The sequence below is a fragment of the Bacillus thuringiensis genome, from assembly GCF_001182785.1.
GTDB classification, from domain to species: domain Bacteria; phylum Bacillota; class Bacilli; order Bacillales; family Bacillaceae_G; genus Bacillus_A; species Bacillus_A thuringiensis_S.
The window spans coordinates 415,282-433,054 of the sequence record NZ_CP012100.1 but is presented as its reverse complement, the minus strand read 5'-3'; the positions used below and the strand labels follow the sequence as shown (position 1 = coordinate 433,054).

Sequence of the window (17,773 nt, the reverse complement as noted above, 5' to 3'; positions counted from 1 at the left end):
CTAAATCGAATTTGAATCTTCATTTAAAAATTTATCTCCTTCTAGAACTGGTTCGTATCCAATAACTTTTCGGCATTCATTTCTTGTTAATATACTCTTTTCATATCCATCTATTGCATATTGCATATCACTTGCTCGATCATCTGTATCAATTTCATTTAATTGAAACTGCCAGTCCAACTCCCCCAACGTTTCTGTAAACTCTTTAAATAATTGTGTATTTAATCGATGTTCTAAAATTTGTTGACCTGGTTCAATAATTGATCTTTTATACATTTCATTCATTTCTTTTGCTGTCGTCTGTCCAAGTGATCCTGTCATAGCCCAACCAATTCTATATGGTGGAACTCGATGAGCTACACAAATTTCCATAGCATTATCTTGGCGATATAAACGGAAGCTCGCTTCTTTGACATCAGGCCCTAATTTCTCTAAGCGAGCTTTTGCTCCTTCAGGGACAGGAACAACTGCTAACTTATGATGTTCTCCTTTTGTTTCGACAGAGAAAAATGTTTTTAATTCTCTTTCAACTGAATCATCTATTTCATCAACACCCTCAACAAACAAAACAGCATCTGGAATTGTTTTACCAGTGAAATAATTAATATTGTAATCTCTTACAGCTTGTGATCCTACAATGGAACCAATAGAACTCACATAATCCGGAATACCATAGTATGATGATCTAGAACCAAATTTACGAATTACAATAACTTCACCAGCTTTTTCTTCAGTGTCTAATAACGAGTTTTCATTTAAGCTATCACTAATTGTTTCTCCATCTACTAACCTAAAATCATATGGATAACTAAATCGTTTAAACCATCTCTCCTCATTATTTACAATTTGCGCAAATCGAATCTTATCTTTATGCGCACGAACCGTATGTGCTGGAATATGGTGAAGCTGCGCTGGTTCCCCTTTCAAGTTACGAACAACCTCTATAATTCCCCAACCTACAGTTTCATAATCCTCCCAAACTGCCCTAAGTATTTCGCTACTTGTCATTTCATTGTTGCAATACCTCATAAAACGCTTTAATTCTTTATATTGTTCTTGATTTGCCTCTGTCACTTCATCTAGCGGTGCAAAATCAAATCCCATACCAGCAATATCATTTACTTTTGCACTAATACATGCCGAGTGAATAGGGTTACTTTCTCTCAAATTTAATAATACTTGCATATCATATGGAGGCTTTACTAGTTCTTTATCACCGTACACTTGTGCAAATGGATCAATTGCCATTTGTTTACTTTGAAGTTCCTCATTACGTAAATTCATCTCACGATTTTGTAATTTAAGTACTTTCACATTCTTAATTGCTTTCTTATCAACCATAAAACCTATGCCTCCTTTCATATACAAATCATCTATTCAATGTTTTTCATAAAAACTTTACCAATATAAAAAAGCTGAACATTACATGTTCAGCTAAACTCTTTTTATTTTTCCACCCATTATTTTTTTTTGCTTAGTAAAAAAGTATTCTAAGGCTTGTGACGTTGTATCTACTTGATCATTATGCTTACCAGATGGGAAAGAAGCTAATTCATCTACATAATCATATACCCACGATTGTATTTTAGGATTAGGTATATATACATTTCCAGATTGAAATTCAGGGGATATCGCCTCAGCACGTGTTTCTTTTGAACCCTGTGGATTTATAGGAATAATACCACTTATTTCATTCTTCAATGAACTAATAATGGCAGGGCCATTTGCTTTTTTTTCAACTAATTTCGGAATGGACTTTTTAAAACCAGAATTCCGAAGAATCGACTCATATTTATGATGAAAAACAACAAATACTTTCTTTGTTTCTAGGAAATTCATTTGCGCTCTCACTTGATCAATTAAATATTTGTCTCCATCTATTTTTCCCCAAATCTGTCCAACCACAAATGAACTTTTATTTGTAGTATTATCAAAAGCCATATCCCAGGAAGTAATAATTTGATCAAATTGTTCCCAATTTGGTAACACATCATAATATTGAAACCAGTTCCTTTTAAAAATATTCCCTATATCACTCGATGGTTTTTGTTGCCATAAAGATAACCAAGAGCGTGCAGAGGAAAACTTCTTTTTATCTTCATAATAATTTTGGCCATAGTGTTCAACCCATAAACCTCTGCCTATTTCTCTGTTCAATGGATCATCCCTTGACTCTGCTATAGCAGGAATTGATAACACAGTCCATTTCTCCTGTTCTTTCTCTAACAATCTACCAGCTAAATCGTCCTCATGCCATCGCGTCAAAATTAGAATTACCTTTGCACCTTTTTGTAAACGTGTAGATAAAGTATCTTCCCATTCATCCCATAGTCGATTTCGGTATGTAATTGATTCGGCCTCTTGGCGATTTTTAATAGGGTCATCAATAATTAATAAATCTGCTCCTTCCCCTGTAATCGAACCACCAACTCCTACAGACAACATTCCACCAGAGTGGTTATGTAGTGCCCAATCTGTTACGGAACCTTGCCGCTCATCAATTCTAATGTTAAATATTTCTTTACCAAACTCTTCAATCTTAGCACGATTTCTTCTACCAAACTTTTCAGCTAAACTTGATGCATAAGATACCTCTATAACTCTCTTATTTGGGTAATTTCCTAAATACCAACTTGGTAATGTTTCTGTTATAGACTGTGATTTTGAATGCCTAGGTGGCATAAACACCATTAATCTATTAGTCGATAATTTCTCTTCAATTAAATCTTGGCAAATCTTTGTTATTAATTTTGTGTGCTTTGCATGTTTATAGAATCCCTTATGTGTATACTGAACATAGAAAGGGGTAGTTCACTTTTGCCAATTCCTTAAATGTATTTTCATCTATTAACTTATGCACATTCATCCGTGTCATGATTGTAATTCTCCTCCTTGAACTTTCTCAAATAATTTCATAGCTAAATCAAGCATTTCCTCATCACACCCAATTTTCATGGCCATTTTATTATGCTCTACTTTCATTTCTCCTGAATGATTTACGTTTGCTTGCAATTGATCTTTCCTTCCCCATTTAGTTGGGAATTTTCTTTCTAATCTCCATGCTGCCGCTTTCCAATTAGATTTTGCATGCTCCCCAATTGTCTCAACGTCTCTCGCCTCACTAAATGCTAATGCTTGATCAATTTCCATGACTAACTTCACATAAATCTTATCTTTTCTCGGTACTACTTCACCTGTCTTTTCACTCGTTTCAATTGCCCTACGCCCTTGTTTTAACCAAACATAAACTATACTTCTACTTATTCCAACTAACGCACATGCGGTTTCAATATAATTCCCTACTTTAATATATTGGGTCAACCTATTTATCAGCTCATCATTCAATTTCATTGGTCGCGCCACTAGCATTCCCTCCCGTTTCAACTCATCATTTGTATTTCTTTTTCTAAACACTCAATACATATTGTTGTTATATTGTCGTCAACTACCTCACGAATTAACATTTGTTCACAATACTGAATTGTGATTGGAAATTTCAAAACCCACAAACATTTTTCAAGGCAAATTGAACATATTGGCATAGTATCTATATCTTGTTCTAACATCTAATCGCATCCTTCTGTAGTTTTTCATGTACTACTACCTATTTTGTAGTAAATAGAAAGATGCCGTCACTTTTAAAATCTCTCATTTAATTTATAGATATCCTTTGGATTACTCTTTCTTTTTGCTAGTATCCATTCTTCATTTTTTATATTTCATTTAAACTTATTTTATTACTCTCTATTTATAGGTGGCACTATGGTGACAAGAATGTATTTGTAAATAAAAAAAGCCTTAACTACTTTCGCAGAAAAGACTTTTTCTTACTTGTTTAGCAATTTTTATTTCAGATCTATATAGAATCGTTTTAATTGTGCTTCTTGAAACATTCAAATATTTAGCAATTTTCTCTTGTGTAATGCCTCTTCCTCTTGACATGATATATATTTCTCTTTCATATTTTGTCAAAGTAGAGAGCGCATCTTCTAGTTTTATTCTCTCCCATTCTGAAATGACACTTTCTTTGTTTTCATCATCCCATTCATATGTTGTATCAGTACTACGAAAATACCTTTGCATTAACAAGGAATCATATGATTTCTCTCGTTGATAAGCAGCTCTACGTTCTATTCCTCTGCGATTCCCCGGCATCTTTGCATTCTTCATCCACTCCAAAGCATATGTGACATCACTAATCATACTTGTTAATATTTTAATCTCTTCTTCTTTTGCACTTATTTTTGCACTCTCTAGCTTACATAACGTTTCTTTATATTGGATAATTAAATCTCGCATATACCATTCCCACCCTTATAACAAAGCAAAATTGTTAAAAATAGAGACCATCTAAATCTACATTTAATTTCCATTTATTTTTTTTCATCAAAAACTAAAATTATTTTTAAAAAATCTTCCTTAATACTATTTATCATTGCTACTTTGTACTTATATGATATATGTATATAACGATTCGTTTTTATCTCTTTTTCATCATTTTTTTACATAAAAATAACCACCTGTTTGTTTACACAGGTGGTTATAATCCATATTAAAAACTTATTTATGATTAATAATCTTAACACTCCTCAACCTCAATCCCTAATGCATATGCATAGTTGTAAAAAGCAGTATTTCTTTTTCTATAATAATCTCCCTCGGATAAATTCAACTCTTTCATAACCTCATATCTATTAACTCGATTCTTTAACAAATATTTTTGAATAATTATTCTATCACTTTCAATATCTAGCTTTTCTAACCCTTTGTTCATCGCAATAATATAATTGACCCGCTCTTCTTTCGCATTTTCTTTTAATATATTTTCTTTCGAGAGTACCGTTTCATTAAGATAATTACACTTCATAAATAATCTGTATTTCTTTATAGCTTTCAGTACATTTTCTTTAGTAGCTTCTTTATTTAATACTGGTAATTCTATATTTAACATGTTAAGCCCCTTTCTTATCATTTATCCTGAATCATAATTTGAATTTCACATATCAAAATCATTACAATGATTTGCTATTAAGGCTTATATCCCTCATGTATTATTTCATACATTGTATTGCTAACATTTATTTTCTTATCCTTATAATTTTTGATTAATTTTATTAACTCATCACTATTTAATTCGTACAATTGTTTATCCTTATATTTGTAAATTCCATTTTCAACAAGTTGATTAATTAAAAATAACTTCATCTTGCTACACCACCATATCTTCAACGAAAAATTGAATCTCTATATCTTTTGAATTATAATAGCAAATTGCACCCCCATTAATCGGAACACATCCTACTATAATTTGAGATTCACTTCCACTTTTTACAATAGCCACTTTATACAATTTATTATCTCTTTCAACTACATCACCAAGTCTAAACTCATCTATTTTACGCCCTTTGATAGCGAATAATTTTGCCCGTTCAAATAATAATTTTTCACTTTTTTCAGCTTTCCTAATTTTTAATTTCGTACTCTTTTCAAAATGACCATAATTATTAGAGAACTCCTCTCCATTAATCCAGAACCAACTACTATGCTTTATTTCTTTTTCATTTTCTTTACAATATTCAGCGATAAATTTTTCACCTTTTTCATTTTCAATATACAATAGTTCTCCTTTTCGAATAGTTTCTCTACAATCTATAAACTCATTCTCAAAGAAGAAATTAATTTGTTGATAGCTTTCTTTTTTACCTAAATAATCAGCAATCACTCTTTCTCCTTCTATTTTCCAACACATCGGTGTCTCTTGAACTGTTGTAATCCAATTTGTTTTCATTCGTTTAATTGCTTCAAATCCTTTATATGTTCTCATTTTCAAGATGCCTCCATTTAATTATTTAAAACATATTAAATAAACTTAAAAACTGCTTTCAATGTACATATGTGGAATTTCTGATTAAATGCTCTTTCCATTCCTCATATTCTTTCTTAACTTCCGAATCACTTCACTTACTCGCTAATTAAAAGAACCAATTCATACAGTACAAATTTCTTGAACAATATGTTTTCATCTGCATCTATATTTCCTACACAATATATATTCTTTTCCTAAAAAGGTAATTTTCTCTTACGCTTATCTCTTGTTTTTTTAAATTCTATGTGTCGATATGTATTAAACATACGAGATGTAACTCTTTCATCGTACGCTTTTATAATTGCCTCACCTGTTAAATTCGTTGTGATAATTGTTTTTTTCCCTTGTCGTCCATCAAATAGTTTAAATAACACACGATTTACAAATGCTGTTGCTTTTAAATCATTAATATCCATATCCCCTAGCTCTGCTCCTAGATCATCGATGACTAATAAGTCCATAGAAATTAGCATATTTGTTATGCTATGCTCTGTTTCACAAGATTGCGTATTAAATGTCGAACGTATGTAATCAAAGAGTTCTGAACTTGTAACATACATAACTTTATCCGAACTTTGTTCATTCATTTCATGCGCTATAGAGTAGGCAATATGACTTTTTCCGGCTCCAACTTTCCCCACAAGAATCAAATTAAATCGAATATCATTTAAATAGTCTGTAAGAGCCTTTTTAGCTAAAATTAAATTCTTTTCATCCTCTTCACATTCTGATATAAATGTCGAAAATCTAGCTAATTTAATAGTTTCATCTTTAATAAGACTATGATCGTAAAATATACTTTTACGTTTTCTTTCCTCTTTCTCATAACGAAAAACATTCATTTCTTTTTCTAACCTTCTATTTTCTTCTTCTAAACGACATACTGGACAAATCGTTTCACCCTGAATCTCCATCAATCTTACAATTCGCTTCCTCTCCTGATTACATATCACACATGTTTCAGAAAGGAAGTTCATTTTCTTCGAAAGACTTTGTACTATATCTGTTACCTTTGTTAAAGCCATTTGATTTCACCATCTTTCTCTGCTGCAAATATCCCTCAAATTTAGTTCCAAATAAGGTTTCTGGTCTTAAATATTTTGCCTGTTCTGTATAAAGCCATTCCCTCGCCTTCGTCTCAATAACTTCTTTAAATTCATTTATATTAAATCCCTCTTGTAGTCTAGATTTAATTAACATTTGTGTCTTTTTAGTTGAAATACGATAACTTGTATTACATACACGGTTGAGATAATTAATTATCTCTACTATATCTTTTTGAGTGGTATTCTCTGAGTTAATCTTTTGTGTAGTCTCTGGTATTGGTTGAGACATATTTTCATTTTCCATTATGACAATATGTTCTTTTCGTTGAGACAATTTGTCACAATCGTTATCTATTTCTAATTCAACTAGTCTGTTATAATTTATTGAATACCATTTTGTTTTATCAAACTTTAATTTGTTATAGTTACCACTTATCAATAAATTAAACTCTTCTAGATTTTTAACAATACGTTTCAATGTTCTTTCATTCCAAAACGGGAATTGTTTATGCCAATTTGTAATGCTATTATAGACCCAATAACGATCATCATAATAATGTTTCGAGCGCTTGAGCCAATAATGTATTTGTTGAAGAAAAATTGCCTCGTTCAACCCAATCTTACTTGCTAATCGAGGTAATACTAATAGTGGCTCATCCTGTATTAGCAAACTACTCATTTTATCTTCCTCCAGAACTTTTTCTTAAAATTAATATATTAAATTTCCTAAATATTAAAGGTTTTATTCTCCAAAACCTTTAAATTTCCCAACCTATTAATACTTTTATAGCTTGATTAGCTTGCTTCCTTGTAAGATCACTTAGTGATTGAATTTTAAGTATTACTTTTAATTTATTTTTGATTTCCTCTTTTGATATTACTCCATCATATTTCAATGCTATTATATGCATTTTGGCATAAATCATTTTTAACTGTTTATGCGAAAGCTTTTCCGATTCAAAACGAATAGTATTACTAAATTCTTCATTTTCATAAGTACTCTTGCTGACATATCCTTGTTTTTTTGTCACTTTAAAAACCATAATTAATCCCCCCTGCCATAGACTTTCCTATAAGATTTGTTTTTTAAGACGATTGTCTTTCTTTTCTTACACCAAATTCTCTGTTAGCTAATTTAATAAAAATGCCTTCGTTCCTTTAGCCGAAAAATACCATTTTCCGTCCACTTTAAATTTTTGTAAACGCTGATCAAAAAAAGAATTCTTTTTAAATAGTAGTCCACGACATGCACGTTCTTTTTTTAATTCACTTGTATCCCAAAATAAAAATTCTGTATCCACTTCTTTAAGCTTTTCTTCTAATTTTTCTCAATATAATCTTCTGATCGCTCTTTCATCTACTTGAATATTTAGTATTCTATATTTCACCTCAATTTTTATAACCCAAATACACTTTAGCGTTTCATTTTTTGGATCTCTTTCCTTCGTTTCTAAGTAAAAACTATATATAAAGTACCTTTAATAGTAGGATTATTAGATATTAGGTTTAAAATAACCCCAAAAAACATCCTATAATCCAGATATAAATACGTGCATTTTTGTCACAAATTATTTAAAAAAAGATCAGGGAATAACTCTTCTATAGATTTCTCTAAATAGCACGATAACATATGTGCCTCTTTCAGAGTGAATTCACTTTTATTATGTTCTTTTGCCCAATATGTACGTGGAGAAACATTGAGAAAATCAGCAACTTCTTCAATAGTTTTTCTCTTTAATTTTCTTTCTAAAAATATCATCTTGTGCATTTTTGTCACCTCTTTTCAAATTCAAATATAGTACTACGTGACAAAACAGTCAAGAATTTTTTTACCAAATAACGAAGAAAGTTGCATTTTTGTCACACCAATTATATAATCAATCAAGACGGAGGTGACAAAAAGTCATGAAATCATTCGGTTTAAAATTATCTCAATTAATGAAGAAAAATAATATGACAGACGAACAGTTAGCTGAATTATTATCTGTTAGTAGAACTACTGTTTTACGGTGGAGAAATGGTGAAAGAAGCCCTAAAATGTCAAAAATATCTCAAATCGCTAAGATATTAAATGTCTCTGCAACCTACTTTATTGATGAAAATGAATCCTATTATCCTGAAGATCACGCAATTACCAAACGGAATATTCCCATTTATGGTACAATCGCAGCTGGTAAACCCATTGAAGCTATAGAAAATGTAATTGGTGATATACAGGTACCTGATATCATTTTAGATAAATATGGATTTGAAAAACTATTAGCACTTCGTATAAACGGAGACAGTATGAATAGAATTGTACATGATGGACATATAGCTGTACTTGAGAGGACAACAAATATAAATAATGGCGACATAGCCGCTGTACTCATCAACGGATATGACGCCACTTTAAAAAGAATTTACAAAACCAATAATAGAATTATCCTAGAACCAGATTCTTTTAATCCAAGTATACATCCATTAATGTTTGATTGTACAGATATAGAAAATTGTCCAGAAATAAAAGTAGTTGGAAAATACATTTGGAGTTGTGCACCAATTCAATAATATTTCATCAATGAATTAAGTTGTTTTTTTATAAATTTTAAAGTAAGGGGGCTTTCTCCCCTTCTTTTTTATAGTAGGGATTTATCTTGTCTAGTTTCAGGAAATCTTGATTTTTTATGTGAACATTTTGTGGTTGAATTACTCTTCTTTCAAATAAAAGTGTTTTACCCACAACATAAAAAAACCTCAACACGTTTTGTGTCAAGGATTTGAGCCTCTTATTATAGAGACATATACTGTCCGCTTTCGCCTCTTAAACGTTCAATCATACTTGGTACTTCTTCAAAATCTATACTTGAATGCTTTTTCTTACTCAATACAAAATACCTCCCTTACAAATTATAACAAATTGAATCTTGGTAAAACAAAAAGAGATGTCTTAGTAGTATACCTAGGACATCCCCTTCATTTTATAATATCTAGATTCAATACATCTCTAACAAATAAATATTTATTCTACCTAAAACATCGTATTATCATTAGCTGCTTCACTTGGGATCTCTTGAATTACATCCCAGTGTTCGACAATCTTTCCATCCTTGATACGAAATATATCGACTATAGCAACTCCCTTATCTTGAGAATTAGTACGAGAATGTACATGAAGAGCAACTGTATCCCCTTCAGCTACTACACGTTTAATCTCTGCAGAGGAATTAGGGGTTTTAACAAAATTCTCCTTAAAGAAATCCATAAAGGCTTTTCGTCCATCAGCAACAAAAGGATTATATTGCTTATACTCTTCACCTACATATTTTTAGTAAAAAAACTCATAGTTGAATTTAATGTATCTAATTCCTTTTATTATCAGAATAAGCCTTTACAACAACTATTGATTATTTTTTATATCATTAATTCTATAATTTCTTTAATACACTTACCATTATCCATTGTTATATCTAATTTCCGTTTAAATCCCTTATTTACATGTTTATACCTATACATCGTGTTAAATTGAATTATTGTTAGGTAGTTTCTACGGTATGATATTATCACACAATTAGTTATACATATAAAAAGATTTCCTGCTTTGTAACAGGAAACCTTTTACGTATTATTAACCTACAAACCTAGAATTTCAACAATCTGACGGGCCTTAGCATTATCTATATAATAATGCATCTCTAACCCTCTTCTTTCTGAGCGGAGTACGGTTCCCCTCAATTTTGATAAATGTTGTGAAACAGTGGATTGTGGAAGTCTCAATATCTCCGTTAACTGTGTAACATTGCATATTTTATGGTGCATTAATTCATTTACAATTTGTAATCGAACAGGATGTGCCATTACTTTTAATACATCTACATCGTCTTCATGGATTTCAGCTAGATTTCTTTCAGATATTAATGTTATCATTTCGCATTCTCCTTTATTATTAATTTCTATTTTCCTTTTATCCTTATAATTAATACTTATAGCTAATTACCATTTGTCCTGTTGAGAAAATATATTCTCTCTTTAAAACAAAAAGGACACCAATTCATAAGAACGTTTTTTACTGCTTTAATGAATTGATGCCCTCTAATTTTTTGACCAGAATATATCTTGTTTTAAAGGATATTTTCAATTCCTTTTTCTCAAATCTAGTAAAAAATTTGTATTTTCTTTAAAATCCATATTAAGAATATTCTTCAAATCCTGAAAGCATAAGTTTGCGGAAAACTTATGCTTCCTATCACATTCCACACCAATCAGGATAATTAACACTATCAATGTAGTACTAACTATCTTAATTGAATATTGGTAATAGTGAGTCTAAATATTATCAATTCACTTTATATTACATGTATGTAAAAATAATGACATGATAAGCTTTTTCAAATTTTTCTCCTTGTAAAGATTTGAAAATAGCATTTCAATACTCTCCTTACTGTTAATATGCCTAGAAAAAGAACCCCATAGGGTTCTTTTTCTGTTCATTCCCTAAAATCCCATATTAATAAAAAAAGAAGAGGGATATATCCTCTCTTCACCAATAAAATCGAACATCTTTACATTTAAGGAAGGGCATCCATTCATCAAGAGATGAAAGGAATAATAATAGTTCACCTAGTGAATTATAACACAAACCCAATTCCATTAATAGGTAATATTAACATTATTGGAATAATTGTTACAAAATTGTTAAGTATCTTAATATTAAAAGGCTTTATATGTATGTAAATTGAAAGTGGATAGTGTAAGGATAAAATATAAGGGGGATATATCATGTTTAACAAAAAACAAACATTCGTAACAACGGTAACAGCTTTAACACTAGGTTGTGGATTTACATTCGGATTAACACCGGCCTTTGCAGATTCTAACAAGATTTCCGCCAACAATATTCCTGTTCATTCTATTCAGAACCAAGAACAAGAACCTTTTACTGGATATGTCATTTCAGTGGAGAAAAATTATTTAGTAGTTGCTGCTACGTCTACAAAAGATGAAGCTCTTGCTTATCAACATGATTGGTGGGATCTAGTTTCTCAAAATAAGATTTTAAGGGTCCCTGTTTCAGATAGTGCAAACTATACATTAGGTGAGAAATTAAATGTATATGCAGCTGCATGGACTAAATCTCTACCACCAATAGCTGTTATGCCTACAATTGAAAAAGTATTTCAGTAGGTAATATTTTCAATAATTAAGCTATCTCATATAAAAAGGAGTCGTTATTCGACTCCTTTTTCTTTTGACGTTTTCCAGAATTCTTTCCCCTCTCTTACATCTAATATTGGATAACCCGCTTTTTCCTCACCAGCTAAAGCAGTTTTTACCTTATACTCTCAGTAACACTTATCAAAAATAATATATAAAGAGGGCTAAAAATGGGCTATGGGTACTTTCTTGTAAGTGCACAAGAATAAAATCTAGATACACAGATTGAAGAGCTCATGAAATATAGCGTATATGAAATTATTAAAGAAAAAATAAAGGTATGTGAAATTATTAAATTATGTATAATCATAATTTTTTATTAAATGAAAAAGCCAAATGAATCCCACTATACATCTAGAACTGCTTTACACTGTTTTGCGAATATTGTTATAATTAGATAAAACAAAGCATTACCCCATTAACAAAAAGAGGACGTATATAATACGTCCTCTTTTTGTTTTATATTTGCTTATCATAAGCTGGTGCAGGCGGTCTTCCGTGATCCAGAGTAACCAATCCTGCGCTTCCATATAGCTAGCAATCATAGTGTTATGCACAGCTTTATAGAAATGGTAGTAATATTTTAAATACTCATCAATAGTTTTTGTTGTAAGTTTTTCAACTGCATCAAAATCACTACGAGTTACATATGATTTATTTATTAACACTTTATAACTATAATCCAATAGAGAATACTACAATAAGAGATTTTGATCTTGTAGATCCCGATTTTGTTCGACCATTAAGACACTAATCTTTTCATCAACTTCTTCTTATGAGATAACTATTCTCTCAAATAGACTATATTTATATCAGACGATATCATCAACTTATTGAAATTGGTTTCCATAGGGATAACGAGAATATCCAATTTGAATCCCCATTCCCTTGGTAACTTTGAACAGCTTCATAGATTTTCCCTTGATACTCTACTCTATCCCCTTTTGTATATGCTTTCCTCGGATCCCATTTTTCATAAGAGGTATTTTGCTCTTTTGTTTTTACACTAAGAACACTGCTTTGAATAGACTCATTTCCAGCTGCATCTATCGCCTTCACAGTATATTTGTATTCTATGTTAGCAGTCAGTTTACTATCAGTAAATGTGGTTCCCTGTACCGTTTGAATGAATCTCCCGTCACGTAATACTTTATATTCTTTTACACCTACGTTATCTGTTGATGAATTCCATTTTAACTCTACGCTATTTGCAGTAATGTTGGCTGCTTGTAATCCTTCAGGGCGTGTAGGAGCTTCCGTATCTGGACTAGGGTTAATAATTTGATCAACTTTCTTAAGACCATTAACTGTAACTTGATACACTATCTTCTTACCAAAACTTTCCTGTATATTTTTATCCACATTTATAAGAGTCGCCCGGTTTCCACCCTCTAAATGTGTAAACTCAATATAGTCTCCGACTTTCATCGGAATTTTTTGTGTTTCAGCATTTTGTTGCCTGTTTCCATAAATATCTTTATTATATACCACTTTTCCAGATGAATTTTGGACTTTCACACTCGCATATGTACTATCAAAGTAATGATGTGGTACACCTGCTTTTAATTGAATTTGCATTTCTTCTTTTGTCTTATTAAAATCCAATTTTGCAAACTCAAAATCTCCTATTCCTTTCATTGACCATACAAAATGGTTTCCCTCTAAAACACTTTTTGATATATCTGGACTATATCCTAAATTTGACAGGATTGACTTTAAATCTGGCAAAACACCGATTTTATCTGTTAATGGATTTTGGGATTTGGTACCTGTATTTGGATTACTTAGTATATTTCTTAATTCAGCTGGTTTATATGGACGACCTAAATGTTCTTTAGCCACACCTTGTATTGAAGTCGCTGCTCCAGCAATAATTGGAGAAGCACTAGATGTACCACTAAAGCCTGTTGTATAGAGATTTTTAGTAATCCTATTAGGTTCAGCACGAGTTGTATCTACGTTCTCTCCCCAACCATAAACATCAATTCTACTACCATAATTTGAAAACCATAAACGTTTATGAGGAACAGTTGACGATGCTGCTCCAATCATTATAGCTCCCGAATCTTTAAAGTCCGGACTATTGCGATTTAATACCTGTTTTCCATTCCGATCTCTAAATTGATCCAGGTCATTAGAGCCATTCGCCCCAGCTTCTATCACAATAATTCCTTTATCTGTTCCAGCTCGTATTGCATCAAAGATATCTGGCTGTACTTCAACAGGTAAATATTTATCTCCATATCCATCATAAGAAGCTTGTGCCTCTAATAATAAAATATCCCCAGCTTGTAAATTATGTACAGCATTTATTATCGCATCAGCCGTATTATACGACCCATCACCTCTTATTTGGGATACTACTTTTACCTTTGCCTTTGGTGCAATTCCTATATTACCAACCTTATTATCTTCAGCAGAAACAATCCCAAGAACAGAAGTTCCATGGCCAACGTGTTGATCTATATTTCTACCAGATATAAGCTCAACTTTTTGATTTACTAAATCTTCATGATCTAATAACCACCCATACTCCATATCTACAAAAGTAGTTCCATTTCCATCTCCACCTATAATGCTCCATGCATAAGATGCATTAATCCCATATGGTGCTTCCTTAAGATATCCCTGGTTTAAAAATCTTGGATCGTCGTAAGGGTTAAGCGATACAGTAGGTAATTGGACTTCTGGTAAAAGAGTTGGTTTTTCTTGCATATATACTTCTTCAACAAGATGAGATTTCTTAAACTTGTCCATCAATGTTTCAGCTGTTACTTTATTAGGTACTTCTACAATATAATAATCTATTAAATTAGAAGATGAATTATTTTCAGTTTCCCTCTTATGTTTATCGATGTTTTCAATCTCTTTAGGATTTACAGATGTAAATAAACGCTTTAATGTTAGTTGCGGAAATTCAGAGAAGATTTTTACTAATTCCGAATCACTACCTTCATCTTTTATTTGATTTTCGAGTCCATCCTTATACGGGAAATTCACTTCACTTTTAAACTTTAAAATAATTTTATTCTCCTCTTTAATATCTCCCTGGAATTGACTTATATTTTGTGAAGAATCTTTCGAATCTGCATACACTATATCGGGATTTTCATTAATTTTAATTAACTCTAATCCTGTAAAAGATGTAAGTGCAATCGTAGAAACGAATATTCCTTTTATCAATTTCATAATGAATATCTCCATTCTTATTTTTGTATATAATAATTTAATGATTATTTATGGTTATATTTTGAATAAATAACTCAACAACACTTGTGTGTATACATGAAAGATTTTAAAAAATCATTTATTATGCACTCAACTGTTTATCTTTTATATACAAATGAACTGTTAACACCTATGCCCTTCTCTTCAAACAACACAACAAATGTCCTCATTATAAAAAATGAAAATCATTTGAAAAACCTCAAAAATATTGAAACTCAACGTATATACAACCGAAGAATTTTATAACTATATTACTTTTTTTATAAATACTTCTTCGTATTTCTTATATTTTCATAGTAGATAGCGACACATTTTTCTGACCCTATTAATCTTATTGGACAAAAAGTGATGAATGTGATGTTAAAACTTAGGCAAGTTACCAATAATGGTATTTGTACAGTTTGTAAGATAGAAAAATGTAATTTGTATGCTGCAATTTGACATAATTCTAATAGTAATTTCTCCATAAAAGTAACTTACTTTTATCTCTTTTAAACAATTTATTATATTATTTTCATCTAATTAGGCACAGAAACGATTTGCAAAATCCTACTACTTTTTAGGAAAAACTTTTTTAGGGTACATTTTAAAATAGCTCTTTTTCTTTGAAATGTTTCTGTGCTTAATATTTAAAATATCTTATGTCAAAATTTCCCGCAACAAATATGTTAAATGATTTATAATTATATATAATATGGAATATTATAGTTAAATATCCCATATTATACTCTATTAAATATAACGTATTTAATTTATTATTAATTAATTTATTAGTCTAAATATGAATTATAAAGTGTATTCGTTGAAAATTGTCACAATATAATTTTATATTCGACGTTTTTAATTCATCGTGAGACATTTGCAAACGTTTTAACAGTTATTTATAAGATAAATCCCTCCTCTAAATATAAGATTTACTTAATTTAGATTCTTTCTCTCATAGTAACAATGTCGAAAAAAGTCGAATTTTTATATTTTTTCTTTATTTCCTGGTTGTAAACGTTTTATTTTCATGTTACCATCTTAATCAAACATTAGATGGTAATAAAACTTAAAGTATTTCTTTCCCTTAGAGACATATAAACGTTCGGTAATACCATGAAAATAAGGCCAAAGAAATATGAATTACCTGATAAAAGAATTAATAGGATTTTTACCACCTTAATTTTCTGTTAATTCAGAATGTATAACTTTAACATTTTGTCCCTAAACAAAATTTAAATTTAAGTGTGGTAAACTCAAAAAGCTAAATCACCCACCCTAATTAATAAATGATATATCCTATTATATCTAGCGTTCAGTCATGAGAAATAGATTTCTTCCTAAGAAAACTTAGCCCATTAATAAAAAGTGTCTAGATTTCTATCTTTATTACCATCTATTGTTGATAACATATTTACCAACTATAAAAAAGAACCTATTGAAGGTTCTTTTTTAATATAATCATTAGCATTTCAATTATTGATAATCATTGGTGATAAATAAATTATGGATGAAGCGCCCGTGCCATCGCATCAAAATAATTCTGACTGGCACGCTGACTCACTTCGGCTTCAGGCACAAGTACTTCAAAGCAATGGAAGCAGCCGGGATAGAGATGGAATTCAACATCTACTCCTGCTTGTGCAAGTCGTGTTACATATTCAATGATTTCATCTCGGAATAAATCGAGTTGACCTACACATGTATAAGTTGGCGGTAGTCCTGCTAAATTGTCTGCTCTCGAAGGTACGGCATAGGGAGATGATTCGTTAGTATCGTTTTCCTTGCCCAAGTACATACCCCAAGCCGTCAAATTGTTTGCTCTATTCCATGTCGCGTTGTCTTCTATAATCTCGTAGCTTGATGGTGTTATGTTGCGGCTATCAAGCATTGGATACAACGGCATCTGAAAAATAATAGATGGACCTCCTTTATCACGAGCCATTAACGCAAGTGCTGCTGTTAGCCCACCGCCTCCACTTGCTCCAGCGATCGCAACTCGATTCACATCAATTCCAAGCGAGTCTGCCTCATTTGTCATCCAAACCAAGCCTGCATAACAATCTTCAATAGCCGCTGGATAAGGATGCTCGGGCGCAAGTCGATAATCGACAGACACAACAACACATTCAGCAGTCTGAACAAAGCGTTCACACAAAACATCGTCCATATCAGGGTGGCCCATTACGTATCCACCACCGTGAATCCACAGCATAGCTGGAAGTTTATCAAGATTTTTCTCAACGGGTTCGTAAATTTTAACTAACATCTCGCCGGCTGCACCAGGAATCATTCGCTTGGTCATGTGTACAAGCTCTGATTTTTCCAAATGTGGATTCGACAAGAGACTTCGACTCGCCTCTAAATCCCCCTCTAATTGAAAGCCTGGAAATTGTGAGAAAGCCTGTTTTATTTCTGGTAATACTCGACTGTCAATTTTCATATAAATTCCTCCAGT

18 protein-coding genes and 3 pseudogenes are annotated in these 17,773 nt (G+C 31.4%); 3 read left to right on the top strand and 18 right to left on the bottom strand.

The features are described from left to right. The 13 genes from AC241_RS29175 to AC241_RS29120 all read right to left on the bottom strand — a co-directional run bounded on the left by AC241_RS29175 (window position 1) and on the right by AC241_RS29120 (window position 8,680). The gene (locus AC241_RS29175) at window positions 1-1,341 is read right to left on the bottom strand and encodes a phage portal protein (protein WP_050845280.1); all 1,341 of its coding nucleotides are present in this window, start codon (window positions 1,339-1,341) and stop codon (window positions 1-3) included. Window positions 1,342-1,434: 93 nt separating this feature from the next. Continuing rightward, on the bottom strand, window positions 1,435-2,682 hold the full coding sequence (gene terL / locus AC241_RS29170; RefSeq protein WP_230690621.1) for a phage terminase large subunit: 1,248 nt from the start codon (window positions 2,680-2,682) through the stop codon (window positions 1,435-1,437). Window positions 2,683-2,871: 189 nt separating this feature from the next. Beyond that, entirely contained in the window at window positions 2,872-3,369 is a 498-nt protein-coding gene (locus AC241_RS29165; protein ID WP_069603977.1) for a hypothetical protein, read from the bottom strand. Between the two features lie 11 nt (window positions 3,370-3,380). Further along, complete coding sequence (locus AC241_RS29160) at window positions 3,381-3,566, bottom strand: hypothetical protein (RefSeq protein WP_000892959.1); 186 nt, start codon at window positions 3,564-3,566, stop codon at window positions 3,381-3,383. A gap of 232 nt (window positions 3,567-3,798) precedes the next feature. Further along, window positions 3,799-4,299, bottom strand: coding sequence for a sigma-70 family RNA polymerase sigma factor (locus AC241_RS29155; RefSeq protein WP_001205173.1), 501 nt, complete (start codon window positions 4,297-4,299; stop codon window positions 3,799-3,801). A 280-nt stretch (window positions 4,300-4,579) separates the two neighbouring features. After that, a complete protein-coding gene (locus tag AC241_RS29150) occupies window positions 4,580-4,951 on the bottom strand; it encodes an ArpU family phage packaging/lysis transcriptional regulator (RefSeq protein ID WP_000931950.1) in 372 nt (123 codons plus the stop codon). Window positions 4,952-5,028: 77 nt separating this feature from the next. Beyond that, window positions 5,029-5,205, bottom strand: a complete 177-nt coding sequence (locus AC241_RS33745) for a Fur-regulated basic protein FbpA (RefSeq protein WP_080990927.1) — start codon at window positions 5,203-5,205, stop codon at window positions 5,029-5,031. A gap of 4 nt (window positions 5,206-5,209) precedes the next feature. Further along, on the bottom strand, window positions 5,210-5,824 hold the full coding sequence (locus AC241_RS29145; RefSeq protein WP_050845277.1) for a hypothetical protein: 615 nt from the start codon (window positions 5,822-5,824) through the stop codon (window positions 5,210-5,212). Window positions 5,825-6,060: 236 nt separating this feature from the next. Beyond that, on the bottom strand, window positions 6,061-6,891 hold the full coding sequence (locus AC241_RS29140; protein WP_050845275.1) for an ATP-binding protein: 831 nt from the start codon (window positions 6,889-6,891) through the stop codon (window positions 6,061-6,063). Continuing rightward, window positions 6,827-7,591: a conserved phage C-terminal domain-containing protein gene (locus AC241_RS29135; protein ID WP_050845273.1), complete on the bottom strand. Its 765-nt coding sequence runs from the start codon at window positions 7,589-7,591 to the stop codon at window positions 6,827-6,829. Before AC241_RS29135 ends, AC241_RS29140 begins: the two co-directional genes overlap by 65 nt. 79 nt (window positions 7,592-7,670) lie before the next feature. Then, a complete protein-coding gene (locus AC241_RS29130; protein WP_050845271.1) occupies window positions 7,671-7,955 on the bottom strand; it encodes a hypothetical protein in 285 nt (94 codons plus the stop codon). 87 nt (window positions 7,956-8,042) lie between these two features. Next, on the bottom strand, window positions 8,043-8,213 hold the full coding sequence (locus tag AC241_RS34440; protein ID WP_226606380.1) for a hypothetical protein: 171 nt from the start codon (window positions 8,211-8,213) through the stop codon (window positions 8,043-8,045). A 260-nt stretch (window positions 8,214-8,473) separates the two neighbouring features. Then, window positions 8,474-8,680 (bottom strand): helix-turn-helix transcriptional regulator, encoded by a 207-nt coding sequence (locus tag AC241_RS29120; RefSeq protein ID WP_000549412.1) that lies wholly within the window; start codon window positions 8,678-8,680, stop codon window positions 8,474-8,476. 137 nt (window positions 8,681-8,817) lie between these two features. Here AC241_RS29120 and AC241_RS29115 point away from each other — a divergent pair, with 137 nt between their 5' ends. Further along, window positions 8,818-9,462 carry a LexA family protein gene (locus tag AC241_RS29115; RefSeq protein WP_050845270.1) on the top strand — a complete coding sequence of 215 codons (645 nt, stop codon included), beginning with the start codon at window positions 8,818-8,820 and terminating at the stop codon, window positions 9,460-9,462. A gap of 460 nt (window positions 9,463-9,922) precedes the next feature. On the opposite strand, the pseudogene AC241_RS29110 reads toward AC241_RS29115, so the two are convergent. Both AC241_RS29110 and AC241_RS29105 read right to left on the bottom strand, forming a co-directional pair. Further along, window positions 9,923-10,219: pseudogene (locus tag AC241_RS29110) on the bottom strand (nuclear transport factor 2 family protein); the annotation flags it as partial. Window positions 10,220-10,524: 305 nt separating this feature from the next. Beyond that, window positions 10,525-10,818, bottom strand: a complete 294-nt coding sequence (locus tag AC241_RS29105; RefSeq protein ID WP_000631352.1) for an ArsR/SmtB family transcription factor — start codon at window positions 10,816-10,818, stop codon at window positions 10,525-10,527. A gap of 852 nt (window positions 10,819-11,670) precedes the next feature. Here AC241_RS29105 and AC241_RS29100 point away from each other — a divergent pair. Together AC241_RS29100 and AC241_RS35925 are read left to right on the top strand one after the other, a co-directional pair. Further along, window positions 11,671-12,075 (top strand): DUF3221 domain-containing protein, encoded by a 405-nt coding sequence (locus tag AC241_RS29100; RefSeq protein ID WP_050845268.1) that lies wholly within the window; start codon window positions 11,671-11,673, stop codon window positions 12,073-12,075. Between the two features lie 200 nt (window positions 12,076-12,275). Beyond that, window positions 12,276-12,380: pseudogene (locus AC241_RS35925) on the top strand (recombinase family protein); the annotation flags it as partial. 240 nt (window positions 12,381-12,620) lie between these two features. Here AC241_RS35925 and AC241_RS33740 read toward each other — a convergent pair. The 3 genes and pseudogenes from AC241_RS33740 to AC241_RS29090 form a co-directional block, all read right to left on the bottom strand. Continuing rightward, window positions 12,621-12,848 (bottom strand): annotated as a pseudogene (locus AC241_RS33740) (aspartate phosphatase); the annotation flags it as partial. A gap of 82 nt (window positions 12,849-12,930) precedes the next feature. Then, the gene (locus tag AC241_RS29095) at window positions 12,931-15,294 is read right to left on the bottom strand and encodes a putative mucin/carbohydrate-binding domain-containing protein (protein WP_050845267.1); all 2,364 of its coding nucleotides are present in this window, start codon (window positions 15,292-15,294) and stop codon (window positions 12,931-12,933) included. Window positions 15,295-16,819: 1,525 nt separating this feature from the next. Further along, on the bottom strand, window positions 16,820-17,758 hold the full coding sequence (locus AC241_RS29090; protein WP_050845265.1) for an alpha/beta hydrolase: 939 nt from the start codon (window positions 17,756-17,758) through the stop codon (window positions 16,820-16,822). Window positions 17,759-17,773: the final 15 nt, after the last annotated feature.